Source organism: Clostridium paraputrificum AGR2156 (assembly GCF_000424025.1).
GTDB lineage: Bacteria > Bacillota > Clostridia > Clostridiales > Clostridiaceae > Clostridium > Clostridium paraputrificum.
Window position 1 is genome coordinate 50,730 of sequence record NZ_AUJC01000014.1, and the last position, 23,273, is coordinate 74,002.

Genomic DNA, 23,273 nt, shown 5'->3' on the forward strand with positions numbered 1-23,273 from the left:
ATTTATTATTTTATCATTTATTTTTTAAAATTTCAAGTTTTTTTATTTTTCTACACTTTCTATTATTTTCTTAGCACCTTTTACGAATTTACTTCTAGATAACATTATTATTCTTCCACATCCAGTACATTTTATTTTTATATCTGCACCTAATCTTATTATTTCAAAATTATGGTTACCACAAGGATGTTGTTTTTTCATTTCTACTATATCTCCAAGATTAAATGTTTCTATCATTATTTATCCCCTTCCTTATTTACTAATTGCGTTTTTGGATATGGTATTTCTATACCTTCTTCATCTAACACCTTTTTTACTCTCTTCCTTAGTTCCCTTTCAGCTTCCCATTGCTTTAATGGTTTTGTCTTTCCTATTATTCTTATTGTGACACTTGATGCATTAAGAGAATTCACACCTAAAACTTCTATTGGCTCTACTATATTTTCATTTTCATTTTTATACTTATTACATACATTTGTTATAACATTAATAGCATTATCTATATCTTCTTCATAAGAAATATCAACATCAACAATAAATCTAATATTACCTCTAGAATGATTTGTAACTTGATTTATAGTACCATTTGGAATCAAATGAACATCTCCAGAAAAATCTCTAATAACAGTAGTCCTTATTCCTATAGTCTCCACAATTCCTGAAAAAGTTCCTATAGTAACATGATCTCCAACTCCATACTGATCTTCAAACAATATAAAAAATCCATTAATTATATCCTTAACTAGACTCTGTGCCCCAAAACCAAGTGCGAAACCACCAACACTTGCCATAGCTACTGATATACCATTAAATGCATCTGAAAGTATTAAAGCTGCCCCTATAAAATAAGTCATATATTTTAATACACTTTTTAAAACTTCACCTATAGTTTTTGCTTTTTGGTTATCCATAGAAAACCGTGCATTACTTTCAATTTGTTTTTTTACAAATTTATTAATTAATCTGTTACCTATTTTTATAGTTATATACATTAATAGAATAATGATAACTATTCTAATTCCTTTATTAACTATATTTTCAATATCACTCATATCGATAGATATACCTTTTCCTATATCTAAACTTCCATCTCCCAAACTCACCTTAAAAAGTGCTGAAAACATCTAATCAACTCCTATTTCATAAACTTAAATCCATCCTTATCCTTCATATAAATATTTTTATAATTTACTAATTTTCTTTCTATCACATTACTTAACAACTCTTCACTTTCAATTCTTGTACACATTCCACAACTTTGAGTTATTGAGGTTGGTGTTGGCATTACTCTAAACTCAATATTTTCATTAGTAAGATTCTTTTCTGCTTCCATTGCATCATGTGTATTTTTATATACTATAATATAATATTTCATATTTACCTCCACTATACTTTATCTTTTAATTAATATTATATATAATTTTTATAATTTATAAAGTTTAGTATAATATTTAGTAGTTATTTATTTTTTATTATTTTATAATATTATAAAAATTACTAAACTTATTTTAGAAGGTGGTTTATATGGAAGTTTACTTAGACAATGCAAGCACATCTTTTCCAAAACCTAAAGTTATGGCAGATGCAATGTATGATTATATAATTAATGTTGGTGGCAATTCTGGTAGAGGTAATTATTCAAATTCTTATGAATCTAACAAGCTAATACTTCTTACTAGGGAAAAAATAGCAGATTTTTTTAATTATAATAAAAGTGAGAATGTAATTTTCACTAATAACATCACTTCTTCTTTAAACATTTTAATTAAAGGTATCTTAAAACAAAATGACCACGTTATTTCAACAACTTTAGAACACAACTCTGTCTTAAGACCATTATTTGAATGTTCTAATTTACTTAACGTTAATGTTGATTTAGTTAATTCATCAAAAGATGGTTTTATAAATCCTATTGATATAAAGAATAAAATCAATAAGAATACTAAATTAGTAATAATTTCACATGCTTCTAACGTTGTTGGATCTATTCAAAATATCGAAGAAATCGGAGCTATATGTAAAGAAAATAATATATTTTTTATAATAGATACCGCTCAAACTGCAGGAATGATAAAAGTAGATATGCAACGATGTAATGCTAATGCCATTGCATTTACTGGGCATAAAAGCTTATTAGGACCACAAGGAATTGGAGGATTTATTATTGATGACTCATTAAATGATGAATGTTCTTCAATCCTTAGTGGAGGAACAGGAAGCTTGTCTCATTCTCTTAATCAACCAAACTTTTTACCTGATAAATTTGAATGTGGAACTTTAAATTCACCTGGAATAGTAGGCTTATCTAATTCAATTGATTTTATAAATAAGGAAGGTCTTAAAACTATCTATTCTAAAAACTTTTATCTAAGATCAAAACTTTATGAAGGTATGCTTAATATTGATGGTATAAAATTATATGGAAACACTGATTTTTCTAAATACACAACTTGTATATCTTTTAATTATAAGAGCTTTGACCCTGCTGAAGTTTCATACTTTTTAGAATGCAATGGTATAAAAACTCGTTCAGGACTTCATTGTGCGCCTCTAGCTCATAAATCCATAGAATCTTATCCAGGTGGTACTATAAGATTTAGTCTTGGCTATTTTAATACAGAAGAAGAAATTGATTATACATTATCAATATTAAATAATATAAATATTTAACACATGTATATTGAACCTCCTCTTTGGAAATAATTCCAATAAAGGAGGTTTTTTATGAATACTGATTTTTATATAGATTCATTGTCTCCAAATTCATATGAAAATATTAGAGACTATTTATATAATGAACTTAAACCCATTATAAAAGATAAAAGACCTATAATCTTTTTATGTATAGGAACTGATAGATCTACTGGTGATTCACTTGGGCCGCTTATAGGATATAAACTTCAATTTTTAAAAAGAAAAAATTTTTATATATATGGAAGTTTGGAGAATCCTGTTCATTCAAAAAATATTGAAACAATTCTCCAACGAATCCAAGAAAACTTTGAAGATCCCTTTATAATAGCTGTAGATGCATGTCTAGGAAGCTTTCAAAATGTAGGTAAAATAGCTATAAAAAAAGAACCTCTACTTCCAGGCTCTGCTTTGAATAAAAATCTACCATCTGTTGGTAACATGAGCATAACTGGTATAGTAAACATATCAGGTAGCTTTGAATTTATGGTTTTACAAAACACTAGACTATATACAGTTATGGCACTTGCTGATTCTATAGCAAATGGAATATATCACTTTATTTTAAAAAGTGTAGGTGGAAAAAAATCAAATGACTTTCTATCAAAAAATGTATCAAAATAAAATTGGACGAGATTTACTCGTCCAATTTTATTTCTTTTTCGTATTATATTTATTAATAGCTTCGTTTAAAACACATATTTCTTCCTCTGATAAATCATATCTTGATATTCCTTTATCAATTGGTTTTGCATATGTAGTACTTTCATTTCTTCCATATATTCCTGTTAGTATTATTCCATCATTATTGTCATCTAATATTGCAACAGAAAAACTCAAATCGCTTCCTACATCCTCAAATGCCTTATATCTCATTATAGCAACTTTTTGAACGCAATCCTTCATTCTTGTTAGAATAAATTCACACTTTTCTAAAGCTTTCTCAGAGTTACTATTTGCGCTTTCAATTTTATCTAATTGAGATATTATTAACTCCTCTAAATTTTTATTGTTAGTTCCTCTCATAAACTTTCTATATCTATTTTCAAGCTTACCTAATGACTTAAATAATATAATTACTAATATGAATAATAATAAAATTATTATCCCCATTCCACCTATTATATAAGGTATAAATTCATTTATACTACTTATTAAACTTTCCACTCCATGTCATCCTTTCAGTATAATGTTTCACGTGAAACATTATAAGTTGATAATATCTAAAATTCTTTCTAAATCTTCTTCTGAATAGTATTCTATTTCTATCTTACCTTTATTCTTCTTACTGCTTAAATTAACTTTCGTTCCAAAGTAATTCTGTAATCTATCTCTAACATCCTTATAATAAGGATTTAGTTCTTCTTTCTTCTCACTTCTCTCTGATTTTAAAGAAATATTTCTAATAAGTTTTTCAAGTTCTCTGACAGATAACTTCTCATCGATAACTTTTTGAGAATAAATATATTGTAAATCACCATCTTCTAGCGATAATAAAGCTCTTCCATGACCCTCACTTATAATTCCATCAATAACATATTGTTGTACTCTACTATCTAGGTTAATTAACCTTATTGTATTAGTAATAGCTGTTCTTGACTTACCAATTCTTTTACTTAACTCTTCTTGAGTCAAGTCAAAATCTGATAATAATTTTTTATAAGCTAAAGCTTCTTCTATTGGATTTAAATCTTGTCTTTGAATATTTTCAATTAAGGAAATTTCTAATACTTGCTTTTCAGTTAAATCCATTACTATAGCAGGAACTTCCTTAAGCCCAACCATCTTAGCAGCTCTCCATCGTCTTTCACCTGCTACTATTATATATCCGCCATCATTTTCTTTTAAAATTAAAGGTTGTATAATTCCATGGTTTTTAATAGATTCAGCTAACTCTGCTATCTTTTCATTATCGAAAGACTTTCTAGGTTGATCTATATTACTCTTGATCTTATTTAATGAAATCATTAACTTTCCTTCATTATCTTCATTAATTTCATCTGGTATAAGAGCCCCTAGGCCCTTACCTAAAGCAAACTTTTTGTTCATTTACACCACCCTATTACTTTTGCCTTTCTAAAAACTCTTTTGTAAAATTTAAATATGATTCTGCACCTTTACACTTTTCATCATACAACATTATTGGCAAACCAAAGCTAGGCGCTTCAGCTAATCTAATATTTCTAGGAATAGTAATATTAAAAACTTTTTCTCCAAAATACTTTTCTACTTCTTTATAGACTTCATTACTTAAATTAGTTCTAAAATCAAACATAGTCATTAATACACCTTCAATTGTAAGATTTTTATTTAATGACTTTTTAACTAGTTGAATTGTATTGATAAGTTGACCTACACCCTCTAATGCGTAAAATTCACATTGAATAGGAATTAAAACCGAGTTACTTGCAGTTAATGCATTTATAGTTAATATTCCTAGTGAAGGAGGACAATCAATAAAAATAAAATCATAGTTATCTTTTACTTCTGATATCTTATCTATCAATATCTTTTCTCTATAATTTCTTTCAATCATCTCAACTTCTGCTCCTGCTAATTCCATAGTAGAAGGAGCTATATGTAAATTTTGAACTAGATCACTCTTTAAAATAACATCTTTTAGAGATGTATCAGACGTCAATACATCATACATAGATAACTCAAGGTTTCTCTTATCTAACCCTAGACCACTTGTCGTATTGCCTTGGGGATCTATATCTATGGTTAAAACTTTATAACCTTCCATAGCTAAATATGCACATAAATTAATGTTTGTCGTTGTTTTCCCTACTCCACCTTTTTGATTAAAAATACATATTACCTTCATATAAAGCTCTAATCTATAGAGCCTACACCCCCTTTCATAATATTATTATATATTTAATTATGTAATATTAAAAGAAATTTTATATAAAAAGAACTCCTATTTAAAAAAATAAGAGTTCTCTTATTAAAATATTTACTTTTTTCCTTTTGGTATATTTACAGTTATTTGAATATACTCTTCACTTTCATTAAACTTATAGTTTGCAGGAATGTTAAATTTATCAAAAACTTGTTTTATAGTATTTACATATAATTTAGCAGGAAAAATTGATTTAACATTTTTATTTTTAGAGTTTAAAGACTTACCAGCTAATTTAAGTAATTCTTTATTAATTAATTCCTCTGTTTTCTTCACATTCAATCCATTCTTTATAACTTTTTCAATTATCTTTAATTGTAACTTCTCATCAGTAACACTTAATAATGCTCTTGCATGTCTTTCTGTTAACGAATTTTCAAGACATAAACCTCTAACTTGTGGTGATAACTTTAATAATCTTAATTTATTAGCCACAGTTGATTGTTTTTTCCCCATTTTAGAGGCAATTTCTTCTTGTGTGAAATTATGATCATTCATTAAATTATAATATGCTTCTGCTTCTTCAATATAATTTAAATCTTCTCTTTGTAAATTTTCTAATAAAGCAATTTGTGCTGACTGCGTATCTGTTATATCTACCAATGTACAAGGAACCTCTCCTAAACTAGCCAACTTAGCTGCTCTCAATCTTCTTTCTCCAGCCACTAATTCATAAATATCCCCACGTTTTCTAACTGTTAGAGGCTGTATTATTCCATGTTCCTTTATAGATTGGGATAATTCTATTAATGCCACCTCGTCAAAAAACCTTCTTGGCTGATATGTATTAGGAATTATATCATTAACATTTATCTTTAATATTTCTTTGCTCATAAATTCAACACATCCTTAAACTTAAATACTTTTTTGTCTATTTATAGATTTCTATATATATGTATATTTTCCTTCCTTTTACATTTATTTTTTGTAAGACAAATTTTTATTAAATTATTCATATAACATCATTTTATTTAAGAGGCTTCTTTGTTACCATTCCGGCTTTCCTAGGAAACGACATAGGACAGTCTTTTATTTTATTAACTACTACAATATTATGTTTTAATTCTGTATCTTCAATGTCTACTTTTATCACATCTTGTAACTTACCGCCTAAAGTTCCAATAGCATTTCTGCTTTGATTTAACTCTTCTTCAACCAACGGCCCCTTTAAAGCCACAAAACTACCTCCTACTTTTACAAAAGGAAGGCAGAATTCTGATAAAACTGTCATATTAGCAACAGCTCTTGAAGTGGCTATATCGAATTTTTCTCTCAAATCTCTATTTTTACCACCATCTTCAGCTCTAGAATGTATTGTTACTACATTTGTTAATTCTAATTCTCTAACTACTAAATTAAGAAAATTAATTCTTTTATTCAATGAATCTAATAATGTTATTTTTTTATTTTCATCCATTATAGCAATTGGTAATCCAGGAAATCCAGCTCCTGTTCCTACATCAATTATAGTCTTCGCACTTTTTATTTCGTTACTTTTAAATATTTTTATACAGTCAATAAAGTGTTTTTTTATAAATTCTTCATCATCTAATATTGCTGTTAGATTAACTTTTTCATTCCATTCCTGTACCAATCTCATATATTTTATAAATTTATTATATTTATCTTCATTAAAAGTCATTCCAACGTCTTGTGACGCTCTTTCCATTAATTCATAAAAACTCATTTTTACCTCCTGAGTTTATTTTTTTTCTTTATTATAATGATGTTCTAGATATATTAATAAAACTGATATATCTGCCGGAGATACTCCAGATATTCTAGAAGCTTGACCAATACTTATCGGTCTTATATTATTTAGTTTTTGCATTGCTTCTACTCTTAATCCTCTAACATTATTATAATCTATATCTAATGGCAATATCTTCTTTTCAAACTTACTAAATTGTTTTACTTGCTCTAATTGGCTATTAATATATCCTTCATACTTTGCGATAATATTAATCTGTTCTCCTATTTCATCTCTTAATTCTGGTCTATCTGTGTCTAGTTGTTTAAGCGAAAAATAATCTAATTCTGTTCGCTTTATTAATTCATAGAAAGATATAGGTTTTCTTAATTCTGCTGAATTTAAAGAATTTAAGAATTCATTTACTTCTCTTTTATTTGTAATTTTTAATTCTTTAATTCTGTTAATCTCATTTTCTATAATGCTTTGCTTTTCTCTAAATCTATTAATTCTTTCATCTGTAACTAAACCTATCTTATAACCTTTTTCAGTTAATCTAAAGTCGGCATTATCTTGTCTTAATAAAAGCCTATATTCAGCTCTAGAAGTCATCATTCTATAAGGCTCATTAGTTCCTTTTGTAACTAAATCATCAATTAAAACACCTATATAAGCATCAGATCTCGTTAGTATAAAAGGCTCTTCACCTTTTATCTTTAGTGCTGCATTTATACCAGCAATCAAACCTTGGGCAGCAGCTTCTTCATATCCAGAGCTACCATTTAACTGACCAGCTCCATATAGACCTTGAATATTCTTAAATTCTAGTGTTGGCTTTAACTGCGTAGGATCTATTGAATCATATTCAATAGCATATGCTGTTCTCATTATCTCTACATTTTCTAGCCCCGGTATAGTTTTTAACATTTTTACTTGAACATCTTCAGGTAAAGACGAACTCATACCACCAACATACATTTCTAAAGTATTTTCACCTTCTGGCTCAATAAATATCTGATGTTGTTTTTTATCAGGAAATCTCATTACTTTATCTTCAATTGATGGACAATATCTAGGTCCTACACCTTCAATACTTCCATTATACATAGGAGATCTTGAAATATTTTCATTTATAATTCTATGAGTTTCTTCATTAGTATAAGTAAGATAACAAGAAATTTGTTCTCTATCAACATTATCATTCATAAATGAAAATGGTACTATCTTTTTATCTCCTCCCTGTTCAATCATCTTAGAAAAATCAACTGAACGCTTATTTATTCTTGCTGGTGTTCCAGTTTTGAATCTTCTTAGACTTATACCTAAATCTATTAATGATTGAGATAAATCATTAGCTGGAAAAAGTCCATTTGGCCCACTACTATAGCTTACATCTCCAATTATTACTCTTCCTTTTAGATATGTACCAGTAGCTAATACTACAGCTTTACATTTAAATATAGCACCATTTTTTGTAACTACACCTGTTACTTTATTATCTTCTATTATTAATTCAATTACTTCCAACTGTCTTACTTGAAGATTTTTTGTATCTTCCATAATTCTTTTCATTCTATTTTGATATTTCAACTTATCAGCTTGTGCTCTTAATGAATGAACTGCTGGACCCTTAGATGTATTTAACATTCTAGATTGTATGAACGTTTCATCAATATTCATTCCCATTTCTCCACCTAATGCATCAATCTCTTTAACTAAGTGTCCTTTTGCTGTTCCACCTATATTAGGATTACAAGGCATCATTGCAATTGAATCTAAACTAATAGTACACATTAATGTATTTAACCCTAATCTCGCACATGCTAAAGCAGCTTCACACCCTGCATGCCCTGCACCTACAATAACAATATCAAATTCACCTGCATTATATTTCATAATAACTTACTCCTACTTTCCACAACAAAAATCTTTAAATATTTTATTTACTAAATCTTCTTCTAACTCAGATCCTGTTATTTCACCTAATGCTTTTAGAGATGCAGTTACATATATTGAAATTAAATCTAAAAATTCATTTGTTTTAACTTTTTCATAAGCAGTTTCACAATTTTCTAAAGCCCTATATAAAGCTTGCTTATGCCTATTATTAGAAATAATTAAACTTTCTGTACTTACACTACCACTAAAGAACATCTCTTTTATTTTTTCTTTTAAATTATCTAATCCAATTTCTTCTTTAGCTGATACATATATTTTATTATTTAAATCTTCAATTTCTTTTTCACTTATCTTATTCTCTAAATCCACCTTATTTAGAAGAGCAATATAATTTTTATCAATAATAGAACTTATTATCTTCCTATCCTCTTCTTCTAATTCTCTAGATGTATCAAGCATTAAAATTACAAGATCTGCTTCATTTATTTTTTCTCGCGATTTTTCTACACCTATCTTTTCTACAATATCATCAGTTTCTCTAATTCCAGCCGTATCCGTTATCCTTATTGGAATACCATCTAAACTTATAAATTCTTCAATTACATCTCTAGTTGTTCCCGGTATATCTGTAACAATTGCTCTTTTTTCTTTTAATAACGCATTTAATAATGATGATTTACCCACATTTGGTTTTCCAACTATAGCCAAACTTAAACCATCTCTTATAATTCTACCCTCATCTGCATTTTTTAATAAATAATGCATTTTATCTATTGCTTTTTTTATTTCACTCTCAACTTTAATAGGTATATCAGGATCTATTTCTTCTTCATCTTCTGTAAAATCAACAGCATATTCTATTAAGGCCAATGTATTAAGCATATATTCTCTTAATTTATTTATTTCCTTAGATAGAGCACCTTCATGTTGTAGCATAGCAGATTTCATAGATAAATCTGTTTTTGCTCTTATAATATCCATAACAGCTTCTGCTTGGCTTAAATCTATTCTCCCATTTAAAAATGCCCTTTTTGTAAATTCTCCTGGCTCAGATAATCTTGCACCAGCCTTAATTACTTCTTCCAGAACCTTATTTGTAGATATAACACCACCATGGCAATTAATTTCTATTACGTCTTCTGCTGTAAAGCTCCTAGGCCCCTTCATAAAACTTATTATAACTTCATCTATAGTATCTTTATTATTAATATCTTTTATATATCCATATCGCATAGTATAAGACTTCATATCATCCATACTCTTACCGTTTTTAGCACAAAAAATCTTATTAACTATTTCTTTAGATTTATCGCCTGATACTCTTATAATAGATATTCCACCTTCACCAATAGGTGTAGCTATACCACAAATAGTATCGAATTCTTTCATTAACTAACCTCCTAAATTTTATACTTTTAAGTATTATAACCGAATTTGACTAATATACATTTTACATAACTATATTTAATTAGTCAAAATTAAAAGAAATCCAAATATGTTTTTCAACTTCTATTTAAAGAAAGATATTACTTTCTAACTTATATACTATATAAATTTTCAATCTTTAATCTTTATAATATAAATTTCATTATCAATTTTCTCCATAATCTATACATAATAAACTTTTCAAATTTAAAGAATAAAAAACCTTTATGAGATATATACTAATCACATAAAGGTTTAATTATTTAAATAGATATTTATTTTTTAGGTTTAATATCAACAACTACTCTTCTATAAGGTTCTTCTCCTTCACTATATGTGAATATTCCTTCCTTATCTTGTAAAGCTGAATGTATTATTCTACGTTCATATGGATTCATAGGTTCTAATTTATATGCTCTACTAATCTTTTTTACTTTATAAGCTGTTTTCTCAGCAACCCTTTTAAGAGTCTCTTCTCTTTTTAATCTATAATTTTCAACATCTAATACAACTCTTTTATAAGGAATTTCATGATTCTTATTTATTACTAATGATAGTAGATATTGAAGAGAATCTAAAGTCTCACCCCTATAGCCAATTACATTTCCCATTTTAATACCTTCTAAATCAATTTTGATTGTATTACCTTCTTCTGTAATTTTTATTTGAGGTTCAATTCCCATAGAATTTAAAATATTCACTAAAAATTCTTTTGCATTATCGATATAACTTTTCTTTAAAGAAACTACTAACTTTGCAGGTTTTGATCCAATAAAATTAAATAACCCCTTAGAACCCTCATCTATTACTTCGTATTCAATTTCATCCTTAGCTACATTTAACTTTTGTAAGGCTTTAGCTATTGCATCATCTACGTTTTTTCCAGTAACTTCAATAGATTTCATACCCTATTCACCCACCTCTAAATTATAAATTCTACTTTTTCTTTTTCTTATTTTTCTTTTTTTTACTAGATTTATTAGAATCTTCATAATCTGGCATAACAAACTTAGGCGTTCTTGAAGCTTCTTTTTCAGCTTCAACTGCTTCAACCGCTCTTTTTTTCTGCATAGCTGGTCTATAGTTTATAAAATAAGTTGTTATTAATTGAATTACACCACCTAATACCCAATAAATTACAAGTAGTGATGGAAATCTTAATGCCATAAATCCCATCATTAACGACATAACTATATTCATAGTTCCCATATTCATACCACCTTCAGCTACTGGAGCCGACTTAGTCATTAAATAAGATGGTAAGTATGTTGTTAATGCAGCAAGTATAGGTAATATAAAGAATGGATCTGGAGCACCTATATTACTAATCCATAAAAACGATCCTGTTGGATTTATAGAATAGAAAACTCCGTAAAGAGCCATAAGTATTGGAAGTGGTAATAAGGCTGGTAAACATCCACCAGTCATACTAACATTATTCTCTTTATAAACTCTCATTAACTCCATGTTTTGCTTTTGAGGATCATTTTTATATTTATCTTGTATTTTTTTAATTTCAGGTTGAACCTCTTGCATTTTTTGTGTAGATCTGGCTGATTTAATATTAAAAGGTAATAAACATAATCTAATCAATATTGTTAATAATGTTACTGCCAATACATATTGATATCCTTCATTAGTTACTCCTAATCCCTTTACAAGATTTAAAAAGAAATTAAATATAACTGTAAAGAATTTCGTTATTGGTTCAAAAATGGTCAACATCCTATAAAATTCCTCCTAAATTCAAAATATTATTTAACAGGGTCAAAGCCACCCTTACTAAAAGGATTACATCTCAAAATACGCCAAAGAGCCATTATTCCACCTTTAACAACTCCATATCTTTCAATTGCTTCTAAAGCATATTGAGAACAAGTAGGTATATATTTACACTTTGGTGGACTCATTGGCGAAATATTTCTTCTATAAAATTTTATTAGACTTAATACTAATTTTTTCATTATTATATAAGCCAGCTTTCTTCAATAAATTGTCCATAGCATTTTCCACTTCATTGAAATTCTTATCTTTTAACTTTGTTCTTGCAACAAAAACAAAATCATATCCTTTATTTAGATACTCATCTTTAAATCTATAATTTTCATAAATCAATCTTTTGCTTCTACTTCGTATAACGCTATTTCCAACTTTTTTACTAACAGAAATCCCCACTTTATTATATAGGTTTCCTTCGTTATCTTTATTCATTTTATTTTTAAAAACATATAGTACTAACAAACTATTAGCAAAAGATTTCCCACGTCTATAAATAAAGCGAAACTCCAAATTTTTCTTCAATCTATATATCATAGGTATTTCTATTCTCCTTTTTTTCTGCCATTTGCAGAAAAAAGGCCACAATTGCGGCCCTTATGCTGTTAATTTCTTTCTACCTTTTTGTCTTCTTCTCTTAAGAACGTTTCTTCCTGATAGAGTGCTCATTCTCTTTCTGAAGCCGTGCTCTTTCTTTCTTTGTCTCTTTTTAGGTTGATATGTCATGAACATTGTAAAAATGCACCCCCTTCAATAGTAATTTTTATAGTAAAAACTATACTACTCGATTTTTATGTTACTTATTAATTATATATATATGATGATAAAGTGTCAAGAATCTAGTTATTTGTAGATAGTTGGAAAACAAAATAGTTTTTTTGTGGATAACTTATTGAATATCTATATTCTAGTATGATATTATTAAATTAAACTGTGAATAATATGTTATTAACTCAATTTTATCCACAGCTGTGGACAAAATTGTTGATAACTTGTTTAGATATTGTTAGTTTTTACATACATATTGTATTATTACTATAAAATTCAGACTTTATACAAAAAATATTATGTGTATAAGTTATATAATTATAAATTGTGGATAAATCAAATTTACTTTTACTTTTTATAAATTTATAAACATGTTAATAATATAAGGTGAATTTATCAACATAATATAAGTTATCAACATTACTTGTATATATGTTGTTATTTTATTGTTAATAAGTAAGTTAAAATTTTTTTTATTTTATTTGGAGGATTTATATATGGATGCTGATTTAAAAAAATTATGGGACCAAACACTTACTATTATAAAAGCTGAAATGAGTGAAGTTAGCTTTAATACTTGGATAAAAAGTTGTGAGCCTATATCTATTTCAAATGATACTATTAGGATTAGTGTACCAAACTCCTTTACCCAAGATATATTAGAAAAAAGATATAAGGATTTAGTAGCTAACTCAATCAAATCAATTTGTTCAAAATTATATAAAATAGAATTCTTAATAGCTTCAGATATAAAATCAGATGAAACATCCAAAGAAGATACTCCTGAACTAAAGAAAAATAAGGCTGTATTAATCAGTGATGAACTATCAACTACACTGAATCCAAAATATACATTTGATTCATTCGTAATTGGTAATAGTAATAGATTTGCACATGCTGCATCTTTAGCTGTTGCAGAAGCACCTGCTAAAGCATATAATCCTTTATTTATTTATGGAGGAGTAGGATTAGGAAAAACTCACTTAATGCATGCAATAGGTCACTATATATTAGATAGTAATCCAAATGCACGAGTAGAGTATGTTTCATCAGAAAAATTTACAAACGAATTAATAAATGCAATTAAGGATGATAAAAATGAAGAATTTAGAAATAAGTATAGGAATGTTGATGTACTTTTAATAGATGATATTCAATTTATTGCAGGAAAAGAAAGAACTCAAGAAGAGTTTTTCCATACTTTTAATGCACTACACGATGCAAATAAACAAATTATATTATCTTCTGATAGACCACCAAAAGAAATTCCTACTTTAGAAGATAGGTTAAGATCACGTTTTGAATGGGGATTAATTGCAGATATACAAGTACCAGACTTTGAAACAAGAATGGCAATATTAAAAAAGAAAGCAGATGTAGAGAAATTAAATGTAGCAAATGAAGTTATGGTCTACATAGCTACAAAAATAAAATCAAATATAAGAGAACTTGAAGGTGCATTAATAAGAATAGTAGCTTATTCTTCGCTAACTAATAAGGAAATTACAGTTGATTTAGCTTCAGAAGCATTAAAAGATATAATATCTAAAAAACAAGGCAAGAATATTACAATAAGCATAATTCAAGATATTGTTGCAAGCTACTTTAATCTTCGAATAGAAGACCTAAAATCACAAAGAAGAACTAGAAATATAGCTTATCCAAGACAAATAGCTATGTATTTAAGTAGAAAACTTACCGATATGTCTCTGCCTAAAATAGGTGAAGAATTTGGTGGTAGAGATCATACTACAGTTATACATGCTTACGAAAAAATATCAGAAAATCTTAATACGGATGAAAGTTTACAACACACTATAGAAGATATTACAAAGAAATTGACTCAAAATTAATTAACAACTGTACATAATAACTTTATAATATCTTGTGGATAACTATTTCAAAAGAAATCTATTGTTTATTTTGTGGATAAGTATATTAATTTGTTACTACCTTATCCACACTATTTTTTTATAACTTTTCTACTATTTATAAGGGTTAGACCTACTTTTCAACAAATCCACAGCACCTACTACTATTATTACTAAATTTAAATTATATATCTATATTTATATAAATAATTATGTTATCAACAGAGGAGGTTATTTTTTATGATAATTATATGTAATAAACAGAAACTGCAAGATGGTATATCAATATGTCAAAAAGCTATTACTGGAAAATCAACAATGCCTATATTAGAAGGTATATATATTAATGCTACAAAAGAAGGAATTACACTTATAGGATCAGATATAGATGTCTGTATCGAAACAAAAGTTGATGCAGATGTATTAGAAGAAGGAAAAGTTGTAATAGATTCAAAAATATTTGGAGAAATAATAAGAAAATTACCTAACTCTGATGTAAGAATCGAAATAATTCAAGATGATACAGTTCAAATAACATGTGAAAAATCTGTATTTAATGTTGTATTTATGAATGCAGATGAATTCCCTTCAATTCCTAAGTTAGATATAGCAAAAGAGTTAAAGGTTTCTCAAAGTATATTAAAAAATATGATAAAAAGCACTTCATTTGCTATTGCCCAAGATGAAACTAGACCTATACTTCAAGGAATATTATTTGAGGTGAAAGAAAAAAAATTAAATCTTGTTGCTTTAGATGGATATAGAATGGCTATAAAAACAGAATATTTAGATAATGATTTTGATATTGAAGTTGTTATTCCAGGTAAGACTTTGAATGAAGTATCTAAAATACTAGAAGATATTGAATCTATAGTAAATATAACTTTTACTAATAATCATATCTTATTTGATTTAGGAGAAACTAAAATAATATCAAGATTACTAGAAGGTAAATATGTAAATTATTTATCTCTATTACCTCAAGAACATAAGTTATTAATTAATGTTAATAGGCAAGAATTACAAAATGGAATAGAAAGAGCTTCTCTTATGGCTAAGGAAGGAAATAGTAATTTAGTAAAGTTAGAGATGAATGAAGAAAGTATAATTATCACATCTAATTCTCAATTGGGAAAAGTAAGAGAAGAAGTAACTGCAAATATGCAAGGAGACCCAATACAAATTGCATTTAATTCTAGATATATAATTGATGTTCTGAAGAATATGGAAGATGATAATGTGCAAATAGAAATGACTTCAAGCGTAAGCCCATGCGTTATAAAGGGGAAAGAAGCTGAATCATATAAATATTTAGTTTTACCAGTTAGATTAATTAGATAGGAGGATGCATAAATAATAAGTTTTTATGCAATGAATATGAATAAAATATTAATTAATACTGATGTAATTAAATTAGATGCATTTTTGAAGTGGAGTGGTATTGCTTCATTAGGATCTGAAGCTAAGTTATATATTCAAGATGGTCTAGTTAAAGTAAATGGTGAAATATGCCTACAAAGAGGAAAAAAGTTAAAACGTGGAGATATAATTTCATTTAATCAAGAAGAGTATGAAATTGTATAATTATATCAATATAAGCTTTTAGGCTAGTATTGTGATATAATTGAATGGGTGCATGTAGATGTTTATAAAAAAGCTTATGTTATTAAACTATCGAAATTATAAAAATGTAAATATAGATTTTAGTAGAAATGTTAATGTTTTTATGGGGGATAACGCTCAGGGAAAAACAAATATCTTAGAATCTATATATTATTGTGGATTAGCTAAATCACATAGAACTTCGAAAGATAGAGAATTGATTAATTGGAATGAAGACGGTGCATATATAAGTCTAAATATTGGTAAAGAACGATTAGATAAAAGAATAGATATAAATATACTTAAAGATGGAAAAAAGGCAATAAAAGTTAATTCAATAAAGATTAATAAGATTGGAGAATTATTTGGTACTTTTAATGTTGTTATGTTTTCACCAGAAGATTTAAAAATAATAAAAGAATCTCCTGGGATTAGACGTAGATTTATAGACATGGAGTTATGTCAAATAAATAATAGATATTACTACAATCTTGTACAATATAATAAGGTGCTTAACGAGAGAAATACTCTGTTAAAAAATCGTAAAATAACAGACGATATGCTAGATATATATGATGAGCAATTAGTTAATTTTGGAGAATACATAGTAAATGAGAGGCTAAAATACATAGAAAAGTTAAATTACTATGGTGCTGAAATTCATAAAGATATAACTTTAAATAAAGAAAATATAGAATATATATACATATCGTCAATAAAAGAGTTTAACAATAATATTAATGATGAATTTAAAGAAAAGTTTAGAAGTTGTTTAATTAAGAACAGAAAAAGAGATAAGGAGAAAGGAATAACTACAGTTGGTCCTCATCGAGATGATTTTATGGTACTGATTAATAATATAGATACAAAAAGCTATGGATCACAAGGGCAACAAAGAACGGCTGTTTTAACTATGAAATTCTCTTCTCTAAAAATAATAAAAGAGATAACTGGTGAATACCCTGTGCTTTTATTAGATGATGTTCTTTCAGAACTTGATTTTAATAGAAAAAAATATATATTAAGTACTATTAATAATATACAAACTATAATTACATGTACTGGAATTAGTGATATATGTGAATATCTAGATAATGAATCTAAAATTTTTAAAGTGCAAGAGGGACATATCTCTAGCTAAAGGAGGCAAAATTTATGTTTCTACATTTAGGAGAAAACGTAGTTGTTCCTATAAAAGATGTTATAGGAATATTTGATCTACAAACTACAATGTATAGTTCAGATACAATACAATTTCTAAGGTTAGCTGAAGAAGATGGATTTGTTGAACGAATAACTAAAGAAAGACCAAAGTCATTTGTTATAGCAGAAGTAAATAAGATGAGTAAAGTTTATCTTTCACCAATTTCATCATCTACTTTAACAAAGAGAACTGGAATGGATTATAATCCTTAACTCCAATAGTTAAAACCTTGGTTTTAATTACTTTTATTTAGGAGGAATATATTTTGGAACAAAATAAACAAAGCTATGACGAAAATCAAATACAGGTTCTAGAAGGTTTAGAAGCTGTAAGAAAAAGACCAGGAATGTATATAGGAAGTACTAGCTCAAGAGGTCTACATCACTTAGTATATGAGATTGTAGATAATAGTATAGATGAGGCTTTAGCTGGATTCTGCAAAAATATAAAAGTTACAATAAATAAGGATAATTCTATACAAGTTATAGATGATGGTAGGGGGATGCCAGTAGGTATGCACCCTAAAATGAAAAAACCAACTGTTGAAGTAATAATGACTGTCTTACATGCTGGAGGTAAATTTGGCGGTGGTGGCTATAAAGTATCTGGTGGCTTACACGGTGTTGGTGCCTCTGTTGTTAATGCATTATCAGATAAATGTATAGTAACTGTAAAGAGAGAAGGACATATATGGCAACAAGAATATCATAGAGGAAAAGTTGTAACTGATTTAAATATCGTCGGAAATACTGATGAAACAGGAACTGAAGTTTATTTTAAACCTGACGAAGAGATATTTGATGAAATTGTATATGATTTTGAAGTCCTATCTCAAAGATTAAGGGAGTTAGCATTCTTAAATAAGGGAATAAGCATTACTCTTATTGATGAGAGAAATGATAAAGAAGAAGAATATTACTATGAGGGTGGAATAAAGTCTTTTGTTGAATACCTAAATAGAAATAAAGAGCCTCTTCATGAACAAACAATATATGTTGAGGGAATAAAGGATGGGGTTTCAGTTGAAGTGGCACTCCAATACCATGATGGATATAATGAGAATATTTTTTCGTTTGCTAACAATATAGATACTATTGAGGGTGGAACACATTTAGTTGGTTTTAAGACTGCCTTAACTAGGATATTAAATGATTATGGTAAGAAATTCGGACATCTAAAAGAGAATGATAAAAATTTATCTGGAGATGACATAAGAGAAGGTCTGACTGCCGTAATATCTGTTAAAATTGGCGAACCTCAATTTGAAGGACAAACAAAGACAAAGCTTGGAAATAGTGAAGTTAGAGGTATTGTTGATTCTATAGTTGGAGAAGGAATGTCAATATTCCTGGAGGAAAACCCACTAGTTGGAAAGACTATAATAGATAAGGCATTGATGGCTGCTAGGGCAAGGGAAGCTGCTAGGAAGGCTAGAGAATTAACAAGAAAATCTGTATTAGAAAGATCATCATTACCAGGTAAGCTTGCAGATTGTTCATCAAAGGATCCTAGGGAATGTGAAATATATATAGTCGAAGGTGATTCGGCAGGAGGTTCTGCTAAGCAAGGAAGAGATAGAAAATTCCAAGCTATATTACCGTTAAGAGGTAAAATTTTAAATGTTGAAAAACAAAGGCTAGATAGAATTCTAAATGCCGATACTATAAGATCTATGATAACTGCATTCGGAGCAGGAATAGGTACAGATTTTGATATAGAGAAAATAAGATATAATAGAATAATTATTATGACAGATGCTGATGTTGATGGTGCTCATATAAGAACATTGCTATTAACATTCTTCTATAGGTATATGAGAGAACTTATAGACGGAGGGCATGTATATATAGCACAACCACCTTTATATAAGATTTCTAAAGGCAAGAATGAGGCATATGCTTATTCAGATGAGGAGTTAGAACAAATATTGAATGAGTTTGGAGGCAGAGATAACTCAGTTGATATACAAAGATATAAAGGTCTTGGTGAAATGAATGCTGAACAATTATGGGATACTACAATGGATCCTGAAAAGAGAATATTACTAAAAGCAACAATAGAAGATGCTATGGCTGCTGATGAAATATTCACTATATTAATGGGTGATAAGGTTGAACCAAGAAGAGAATTTATACAACAAAATGCTAAAAAAGTAAGTAACTTAGACATTTAGTACTAAAACGAGGTGAAGTACATGAATTTTAATGAGGGAAAAGTCATTCCTGTAGATATTAATAAGGAAATGAAGAGATGTTATATCGACTATGCAATGAGTGTTATAGTTGGTCGTGCCCTTCCAGATGTAAGAGATGGTTTAAAGCCAGTTCATAGGAGAATTTTATATTCATTGCAAGAGTTAGGAATAACTCCGGATAAGTCATATAGGAAATGTGCAAGAATTGTTGGAGATGTTTTAGGTAAATATCATCCACATGGAGATTCATCAGTATATGATGCATTAGTTAGAATGGCACAAGATTTCTCAATGAGATATATGTTAGTTGATGGACATGGTAACTTTGGATCAGTTGATGGTGATAGTGCAGCCGCAATGAGATATACAGAAGCTAGAATGAATAAGATAGCTGTAGAAATGTTAAGGGATATAAATAAGAATACTGTTGATTTTGTACCAAACTTTGATGGGTCAGAAAAAGAACCAGCAGTATTACCAGCTAGATATCCAAATTTATTAGTAAATGGTTCATCAGGTATAGCTGTTGGTATGGCAACCAACATTCCACCACATAACTTAGGTGAAATTATAGATGGTACTGTAATGTTAATAGATAACCCAGAAACATCAGTACTTGAATTAATGACTATAATAAAGGGGCCTGACTTCCCTACAGCTGGTATTATAATGGGTAAGGCTGGAATAAGGGCAGCATATGAGACAGGTAAAGGAAAAATTGTTGTAAGAGCAAAGGCTGATATCGAAGAAGAAAATTCAAGACATAGGATTATTGTTACTGAATTGCCTTATCAAGTTAATAAAGCTAAGCTTATAGAAAATATAGCTGACTTAGTAAAAGATAAAAAAATAGTAGGCATATCTGACTTAAGAGATGAATCAGATAGGCAAGGTATGCGTATAGTTATTGAATTGAAGAAGGATGCAAATCCTAATGTAATACTAAACTTACTATATAAGCATACAAAAATGCAAGATACATTTGGAGTTATAATGCTTGCACTTGTTGACAACGAACCTCAAGTTTTAAATCTAAAACAAGTTTTATGTAATTATATAGACTTTCAAAAAGAAGTAATAACTAAAAGAACTATATTTGATTTAAATAAAGCACAAGCAAGGGCTCATATACTTGAGGGATTAAGAATAGCCTTAGACTATATTGATGAAGTTATAAGTATAATTAGACATTCAGATACTTCAGAAATAGCAAGGAATACTCTTATTGAAAGATTTAATTTTACAGATAAACAAGCAACAGCAATCTTAGAAATGAGATTGAGAAGACTTACTGGTTTAGAGAGAGGTAAGATTGAAGAAGAATATAATGAACTTATGAAACAAATAGAATACTTGAATTCTATTTTAGCAAGTGAAGAAAAATTACTAGGTGTAATTAAAGAAGAACTAATAGAAATAAAAAATAAATACAGTGATGAGAGAAGAACATCAATTGAAAAAGTAGTAAATGAAATTGATATAGAAGATTTAATCCAAGAAGAGGAAGTTACAATAACTTTAACACATTCTGGATATATTAAGAGAATATCTGCTGATACTTATTCTTCACAAAGAAGAGGTGGAAAAGGTATTCAAGCAATGTCAACAAAAGAGGATGATTTTGTTGAACATATAATGATAACATCTACTCATTCAGATGTATTGTTCTTTACTAACAAGGGAAGAGTATATAAGCTAAGGGCTTATGAAATACCAGAGGCAGGAAGAGTAGCTAAAGGAACTAACATAATTAACTTAATTGCTATAGAGCCAGATGAGAGAATAGAAACTGTATTATCAATAAGAGATAATACTAAGGATGGATTCTTGTTTATGGCAACTAAGCAGGGGATAGTAAAAAAGACACCTTTAAGTGACTTTAAAAACTTAAGAAAAAATGGATTAATAGCTATTAACTTAAGGGAAGGTGATGAATTACTTAAGGTTAAGGTAACTAGAGGGGATGCTAATATAATAATAGTAACCCAAAATGGTTATGCAGTTAGATTTAGTGAAAAAAATGTAAGAGCTATGGGAAGAACAGCATCTGGAGTAAGATCAATAAACCTTAAGGATGATGATATAGCTGTTTGTATGGATATAGCTGTAGATAGTGAAGATTTATTAATTATAAGTGAGTATGGATTTGGTAAGAGAACACCTATAAGCGAATATAAAGTTCAAAATAGAGGTGGAGTAGGATTAATAACTTATAAAATAAGTGAAAAGACAGGAAAAGTTGTTGGTGCTACAATGTGTAATGAACTGGATGAACTTATGTTAATAAATTCAAGTGGAGTAGCTATTAGAATAAATGTAAAAGATATATCTGTTACCGGAAGATCTGCTATGGGAGTTACATTAATGAGGACTAATGAAGATGAAAAAGTAGTAGCAGTTGCTAAGATATCAGGTAGTGAAGAAGAAAATGTAGAAGAACAAATAGATATATTAGATGATTATAATGGTAAAGATGACATATTAGATGAATTAGTAAATAGGGCACAAAGTGATTCTGAAGAATAATTGTGTTAAAGAAGTATTCTTGTAAATATCAAGAGTACTTCTTTTTTATTATCATAGAAAAGAATAAAATTTTAATTAGCTATAAATCAAAGGTAGTATCTTTAGTATGATTGAGGTGGATATTTGTTCTGATGTGATTCGAAGCTTGCGACAGAACAAGCAAAATGAATGTCCATCAAATTTTTTATGAATATATTAATCATCATATCCTGGTGTATCACTATATATAAAATAGAGAAAAAAGAATAATATTAAAGAAAAACTAGAATAATTTAATTATTTTATATGTAAGATAAATTAATTATTACTTGTGTATGATATTATAAAACACGTCGCTGATGCAGATAACAAAAACAACAAGAAAAAAAATAAAAACTTGTTGACAAGGTTTAGCAATAGTGATAAGATAAAAAAGTCGCTTGAGTGCGACACACAGATTGGTCTTTGAAAATTGAACAGAATATAAGTTAAAAACCAGCAATTCTTTTTTACGAGTAAACTTGAGAAATCAAGTAGCAAGATTAAACTTTTTATTGAGAGTTTGATCCTGGCTCAGGACAAACGCTGGCGGCGTGCCTAACACATGCAAGTCGAGCGATGAAGTTCCTTCGGGAACGGATTAGCGGCGGACGGGTGAGTAACACGTGGGCAACCTGCCTTATAGAGGGGAATAGCCTTCCGAAAGGAAGATTAATACCGCATAAGATTGTAGCTTCGCATGA

Annotated in this window: 24 protein-coding genes and 1 rRNA gene; 10 read left to right on the plus strand and 15 right to left on the minus strand. The window is 28.4% G+C overall.

What is annotated here, in order from left to right:
* Positions 1–42 precede the first annotated feature (42 nt).
* From G594_RS0113200 to G594_RS0113210, 3 genes are read right to left on the minus strand one after another with little or no spacing between them, the layout of a single operon-like run.
* Positions 43–237 (minus strand): DUF951 domain-containing protein, encoded by a 195-nt coding sequence (locus G594_RS0113200; RefSeq protein WP_027099020.1) that lies wholly within the window; start codon positions 235–237, stop codon positions 43–45.
* A complete protein-coding gene (locus tag G594_RS0113205; RefSeq protein WP_027099021.1) occupies positions 237–1,124 on the minus strand; it encodes a mechanosensitive ion channel family protein in 888 nt (295 codons plus the stop codon). Before G594_RS0113205 ends, G594_RS0113200 begins: the two co-directional genes overlap by 1 nt.
* 11 nt (positions 1,125–1,135) lie before the next feature.
* Positions 1,136–1,375 (minus strand): putative Se/S carrier protein, encoded by a 240-nt coding sequence (locus G594_RS0113210; RefSeq protein ID WP_027099022.1) that lies wholly within the window; start codon positions 1,373–1,375, stop codon positions 1,136–1,138.
* 149 nt (positions 1,376–1,524) lie between these two features.
* Between G594_RS0113210 and G594_RS0113215 the strand changes: the two genes are divergently transcribed.
* Positions 1,525–2,670 (plus strand): aminotransferase class V-fold PLP-dependent enzyme, encoded by a 1,146-nt coding sequence (locus G594_RS0113215; protein ID WP_027099023.1) that lies wholly within the window; start codon positions 1,525–1,527, stop codon positions 2,668–2,670.
* 54 nt (positions 2,671–2,724) lie between these two features.
* The gene (yyaC, locus tag G594_RS0113220) at positions 2,725–3,315 is read left to right on the plus strand and encodes a spore protease YyaC (RefSeq protein WP_027099024.1); all 591 of its coding nucleotides are present in this window, start codon (positions 2,725–2,727) and stop codon (positions 3,313–3,315) included.
* Between the two features lie 27 nt (positions 3,316–3,342).
* Here yyaC and G594_RS0113225 read toward each other — a convergent pair whose 3' ends face one another.
* The 12 genes from G594_RS0113225 to rpmH all read right to left on the minus strand — a co-directional run bounded on the left by G594_RS0113225 (position 3,343) and on the right by rpmH (position 13,118).
* Entirely contained in the window at positions 3,343–3,858 is a 516-nt protein-coding gene (locus tag G594_RS0113225) for a DUF4446 family protein (protein ID WP_027099025.1), read from the minus strand.
* A 39-nt stretch (positions 3,859–3,897) separates the two neighbouring features.
* On the minus strand, positions 3,898–4,740 hold the full coding sequence (locus G594_RS0113230) for a ParB/RepB/Spo0J family partition protein (protein ID WP_027099026.1): 843 nt from the start codon (positions 4,738–4,740) through the stop codon (positions 3,898–3,900).
* Positions 4,741–4,753: 13 nt separating this feature from the next.
* Positions 4,754–5,518 carry a ParA family protein gene (locus G594_RS0113235; RefSeq protein WP_027099027.1) on the minus strand — a complete coding sequence of 255 codons (765 nt, stop codon included), beginning with the start codon at positions 5,516–5,518 and terminating at the stop codon, positions 4,754–4,756.
* A gap of 132 nt (positions 5,519–5,650) precedes the next feature.
* Positions 5,651–6,430: a nucleoid occlusion protein gene (gene noc / locus G594_RS0113240; protein ID WP_027099028.1), complete on the minus strand. Its 780-nt coding sequence runs from the start codon at positions 6,428–6,430 to the stop codon at positions 5,651–5,653.
* A 133-nt stretch (positions 6,431–6,563) separates the two neighbouring features.
* Positions 6,564–7,283 carry a 16S rRNA (guanine(527)-N(7))-methyltransferase RsmG gene (rsmG, locus tag G594_RS0113245; protein WP_027099029.1) on the minus strand — a complete coding sequence of 240 codons (720 nt, stop codon included), beginning with the start codon at positions 7,281–7,283 and terminating at the stop codon, positions 6,564–6,566.
* Between the two features lie 15 nt (positions 7,284–7,298).
* The gene (gene mnmG / locus G594_RS0113250) at positions 7,299–9,182 is read right to left on the minus strand and encodes a tRNA uridine-5-carboxymethylaminomethyl(34) synthesis enzyme MnmG (protein ID WP_027099030.1); all 1,884 of its coding nucleotides are present in this window, start codon (positions 9,180–9,182) and stop codon (positions 7,299–7,301) included.
* Between the two features lie 12 nt (positions 9,183–9,194).
* Complete coding sequence (gene mnmE, locus G594_RS0113255) at positions 9,195–10,574, minus strand: tRNA uridine-5-carboxymethylaminomethyl(34) synthesis GTPase MnmE (protein ID WP_027099031.1); 1,380 nt, start codon at positions 10,572–10,574, stop codon at positions 9,195–9,197.
* 311 nt (positions 10,575–10,885) lie between these two features.
* The gene (gene jag, locus G594_RS0113260) at positions 10,886–11,515 is read right to left on the minus strand and encodes an RNA-binding cell elongation regulator Jag/EloR (protein WP_027099032.1); all 630 of its coding nucleotides are present in this window, start codon (positions 11,513–11,515) and stop codon (positions 10,886–10,888) included.
* A gap of 31 nt (positions 11,516–11,546) precedes the next feature.
* The gene (yidC, locus tag G594_RS0113265) at positions 11,547–12,326 is read right to left on the minus strand and encodes a membrane protein insertase YidC (protein WP_027099033.1); all 780 of its coding nucleotides are present in this window, start codon (positions 12,324–12,326) and stop codon (positions 11,547–11,549) included.
* A 38-nt stretch (positions 12,327–12,364) separates the two neighbouring features.
* Positions 12,365–12,574, minus strand: a complete 210-nt coding sequence (gene yidD / locus G594_RS0113270) for a membrane protein insertion efficiency factor YidD (RefSeq protein WP_027099034.1) — start codon at positions 12,572–12,574, stop codon at positions 12,365–12,367.
* Positions 12,537–12,923 (minus strand): ribonuclease P protein component, encoded by a 387-nt coding sequence (gene rnpA / locus G594_RS0113275; RefSeq protein WP_027099035.1) that lies wholly within the window; start codon positions 12,921–12,923, stop codon positions 12,537–12,539. Before rnpA ends, yidD begins: the two co-directional genes overlap by 38 nt.
* 60 nt (positions 12,924–12,983) lie before the next feature.
* Entirely contained in the window at positions 12,984–13,118 is a 135-nt protein-coding gene (gene rpmH / locus G594_RS0113280) for a 50S ribosomal protein L34 (protein WP_027099036.1), read from the minus strand.
* Positions 13,119–13,651: 533 nt separating this feature from the next.
* On the opposite strand from rpmH, the gene dnaA reads away from it, so the two are divergent.
* The 8 genes from dnaA to G594_RS0113320 all read left to right on the plus strand — a co-directional run.
* Entirely contained in the window at positions 13,652–15,007 is a 1,356-nt protein-coding gene (dnaA, locus tag G594_RS0113285; RefSeq protein WP_027099037.1) for a chromosomal replication initiator protein DnaA, read from the plus strand.
* A gap of 258 nt (positions 15,008–15,265) precedes the next feature.
* Positions 15,266–16,366: a DNA polymerase III subunit beta gene (dnaN, locus tag G594_RS0113290; RefSeq protein WP_027099038.1), complete on the plus strand. Its 1,101-nt coding sequence runs from the start codon at positions 15,266–15,268 to the stop codon at positions 16,364–16,366.
* 36 nt (positions 16,367–16,402) lie between these two features.
* Complete coding sequence (locus tag G594_RS0113295; RefSeq protein ID WP_027099039.1) at positions 16,403–16,609, plus strand: RNA-binding S4 domain-containing protein; 207 nt, start codon at positions 16,403–16,405, stop codon at positions 16,607–16,609.
* Positions 16,610–16,667: 58 nt separating this feature from the next.
* Positions 16,668–17,768: a DNA replication/repair protein RecF gene (gene recF, locus G594_RS0113300; RefSeq protein ID WP_027099040.1), complete on the plus strand. Its 1,101-nt coding sequence runs from the start codon at positions 16,668–16,670 to the stop codon at positions 17,766–17,768.
* Positions 17,769–17,782: 14 nt separating this feature from the next.
* Positions 17,783–18,043 (plus strand): extracellular matrix regulator RemB, encoded by a 261-nt coding sequence (gene remB, locus G594_RS0113305; protein ID WP_027099041.1) that lies wholly within the window; start codon positions 17,783–17,785, stop codon positions 18,041–18,043.
* A gap of 53 nt (positions 18,044–18,096) precedes the next feature.
* Positions 18,097–20,004 (plus strand): DNA topoisomerase (ATP-hydrolyzing) subunit B, encoded by a 1,908-nt coding sequence (gene gyrB, locus G594_RS0113310; RefSeq protein WP_027099042.1) that lies wholly within the window; start codon positions 18,097–18,099, stop codon positions 20,002–20,004.
* Between the two features lie 21 nt (positions 20,005–20,025).
* The gene (gene gyrA / locus G594_RS0113315; RefSeq protein ID WP_027099043.1) at positions 20,026–22,551 is read left to right on the plus strand and encodes a DNA gyrase subunit A; all 2,526 of its coding nucleotides are present in this window, start codon (positions 20,026–20,028) and stop codon (positions 22,549–22,551) included.
* A 529-nt stretch (positions 22,552–23,080) separates the two neighbouring features.
* A 16S ribosomal RNA gene (locus tag G594_RS0113320) occupies positions 23,081–23,273 on the plus strand; the annotation flags it as partial.

Bases quoted from the DNA above. Each gene is read 5' to 3' on its own strand.
- G594_RS0113200 (WP_027099020.1), bottom strand. From the start codon at position 237: ATGATAGAAACATTTAATCTTGGAGATATAGTAGAAATGAAAAAACAA.
- G594_RS0113205 (WP_027099021.1), bottom strand. From the start codon at position 1,124: ATGTTTTCAGCACTTTTTAAGGTGAGTTTGGGAGATGGAAGTTTAGAT.
- G594_RS0113210 (WP_027099022.1), bottom strand. From the start codon at position 1,375: ATGAAATATTATATTATAGTATATAAAAATACACATGATGCAATGGAA.
- G594_RS0113215 (WP_027099023.1), top strand. From the start codon at position 1,525: ATGGAAGTTTACTTAGACAATGCAAGCACATCTTTTCCAAAACCTAAA.
- yyaC (WP_027099024.1), top strand. From the start codon at position 2,725: ATGAATACTGATTTTTATATAGATTCATTGTCTCCAAATTCATATGAA.
- G594_RS0113230 (WP_027099026.1), bottom strand. From the start codon at position 4,740: ATGAACAAAAAGTTTGCTTTAGGTAAGGGCCTAGGGGCTCTTATACCA.
- G594_RS0113235 (WP_027099027.1), bottom strand. From the start codon at position 5,518: ATGAAGGTAATATGTATTTTTAATCAAAAAGGTGGAGTAGGGAAAACA.
- noc (WP_027099028.1), bottom strand. From the start codon at position 6,430: ATGAGCAAAGAAATATTAAAGATAAATGTTAATGATATAATTCCTAAT.
- rsmG (WP_027099029.1), bottom strand. From the start codon at position 7,283: ATGAGTTTTTATGAATTAATGGAAAGAGCGTCACAAGACGTTGGAATG.
- mnmG (WP_027099030.1), bottom strand. From the start codon at position 9,182: ATGAAATATAATGCAGGTGAATTTGATATTGTTATTGTAGGTGCAGGG.
- mnmE (WP_027099031.1), bottom strand. From the start codon at position 10,574: ATGAAAGAATTCGATACTATTTGTGGTATAGCTACACCTATTGGTGAA.
- jag (WP_027099032.1), bottom strand. From the start codon at position 11,515: ATGAAATCTATTGAAGTTACTGGAAAAAACGTAGATGATGCAATAGCT.
- yidD (WP_027099034.1), bottom strand. From the start codon at position 12,574: ATGAAAAAATTAGTATTAAGTCTAATAAAATTTTATAGAAGAAATATT.
- rnpA (WP_027099035.1), bottom strand. From the start codon at position 12,923: ATGATATATAGATTGAAGAAAAATTTGGAGTTTCGCTTTATTTATAGA.
- rpmH (WP_027099036.1), bottom strand. From the start codon at position 13,118: ATGTTCATGACATATCAACCTAAAAAGAGACAAAGAAAGAAAGAGCAC.
- dnaA (WP_027099037.1), top strand. From the start codon at position 13,652: ATGGATGCTGATTTAAAAAAATTATGGGACCAAACACTTACTATTATA.
- dnaN (WP_027099038.1), top strand. From the start codon at position 15,266: ATGATAATTATATGTAATAAACAGAAACTGCAAGATGGTATATCAATA.
- G594_RS0113295 (WP_027099039.1), top strand. From the start codon at position 16,403: ATGAATAAAATATTAATTAATACTGATGTAATTAAATTAGATGCATTT.
- recF (WP_027099040.1), top strand. From the start codon at position 16,668: ATGTTTATAAAAAAGCTTATGTTATTAAACTATCGAAATTATAAAAAT.
- remB (WP_027099041.1), top strand. From the start codon at position 17,783: ATGTTTCTACATTTAGGAGAAAACGTAGTTGTTCCTATAAAAGATGTT.
- gyrA (WP_027099043.1), top strand. From the start codon at position 20,026: ATGAATTTTAATGAGGGAAAAGTCATTCCTGTAGATATTAATAAGGAA.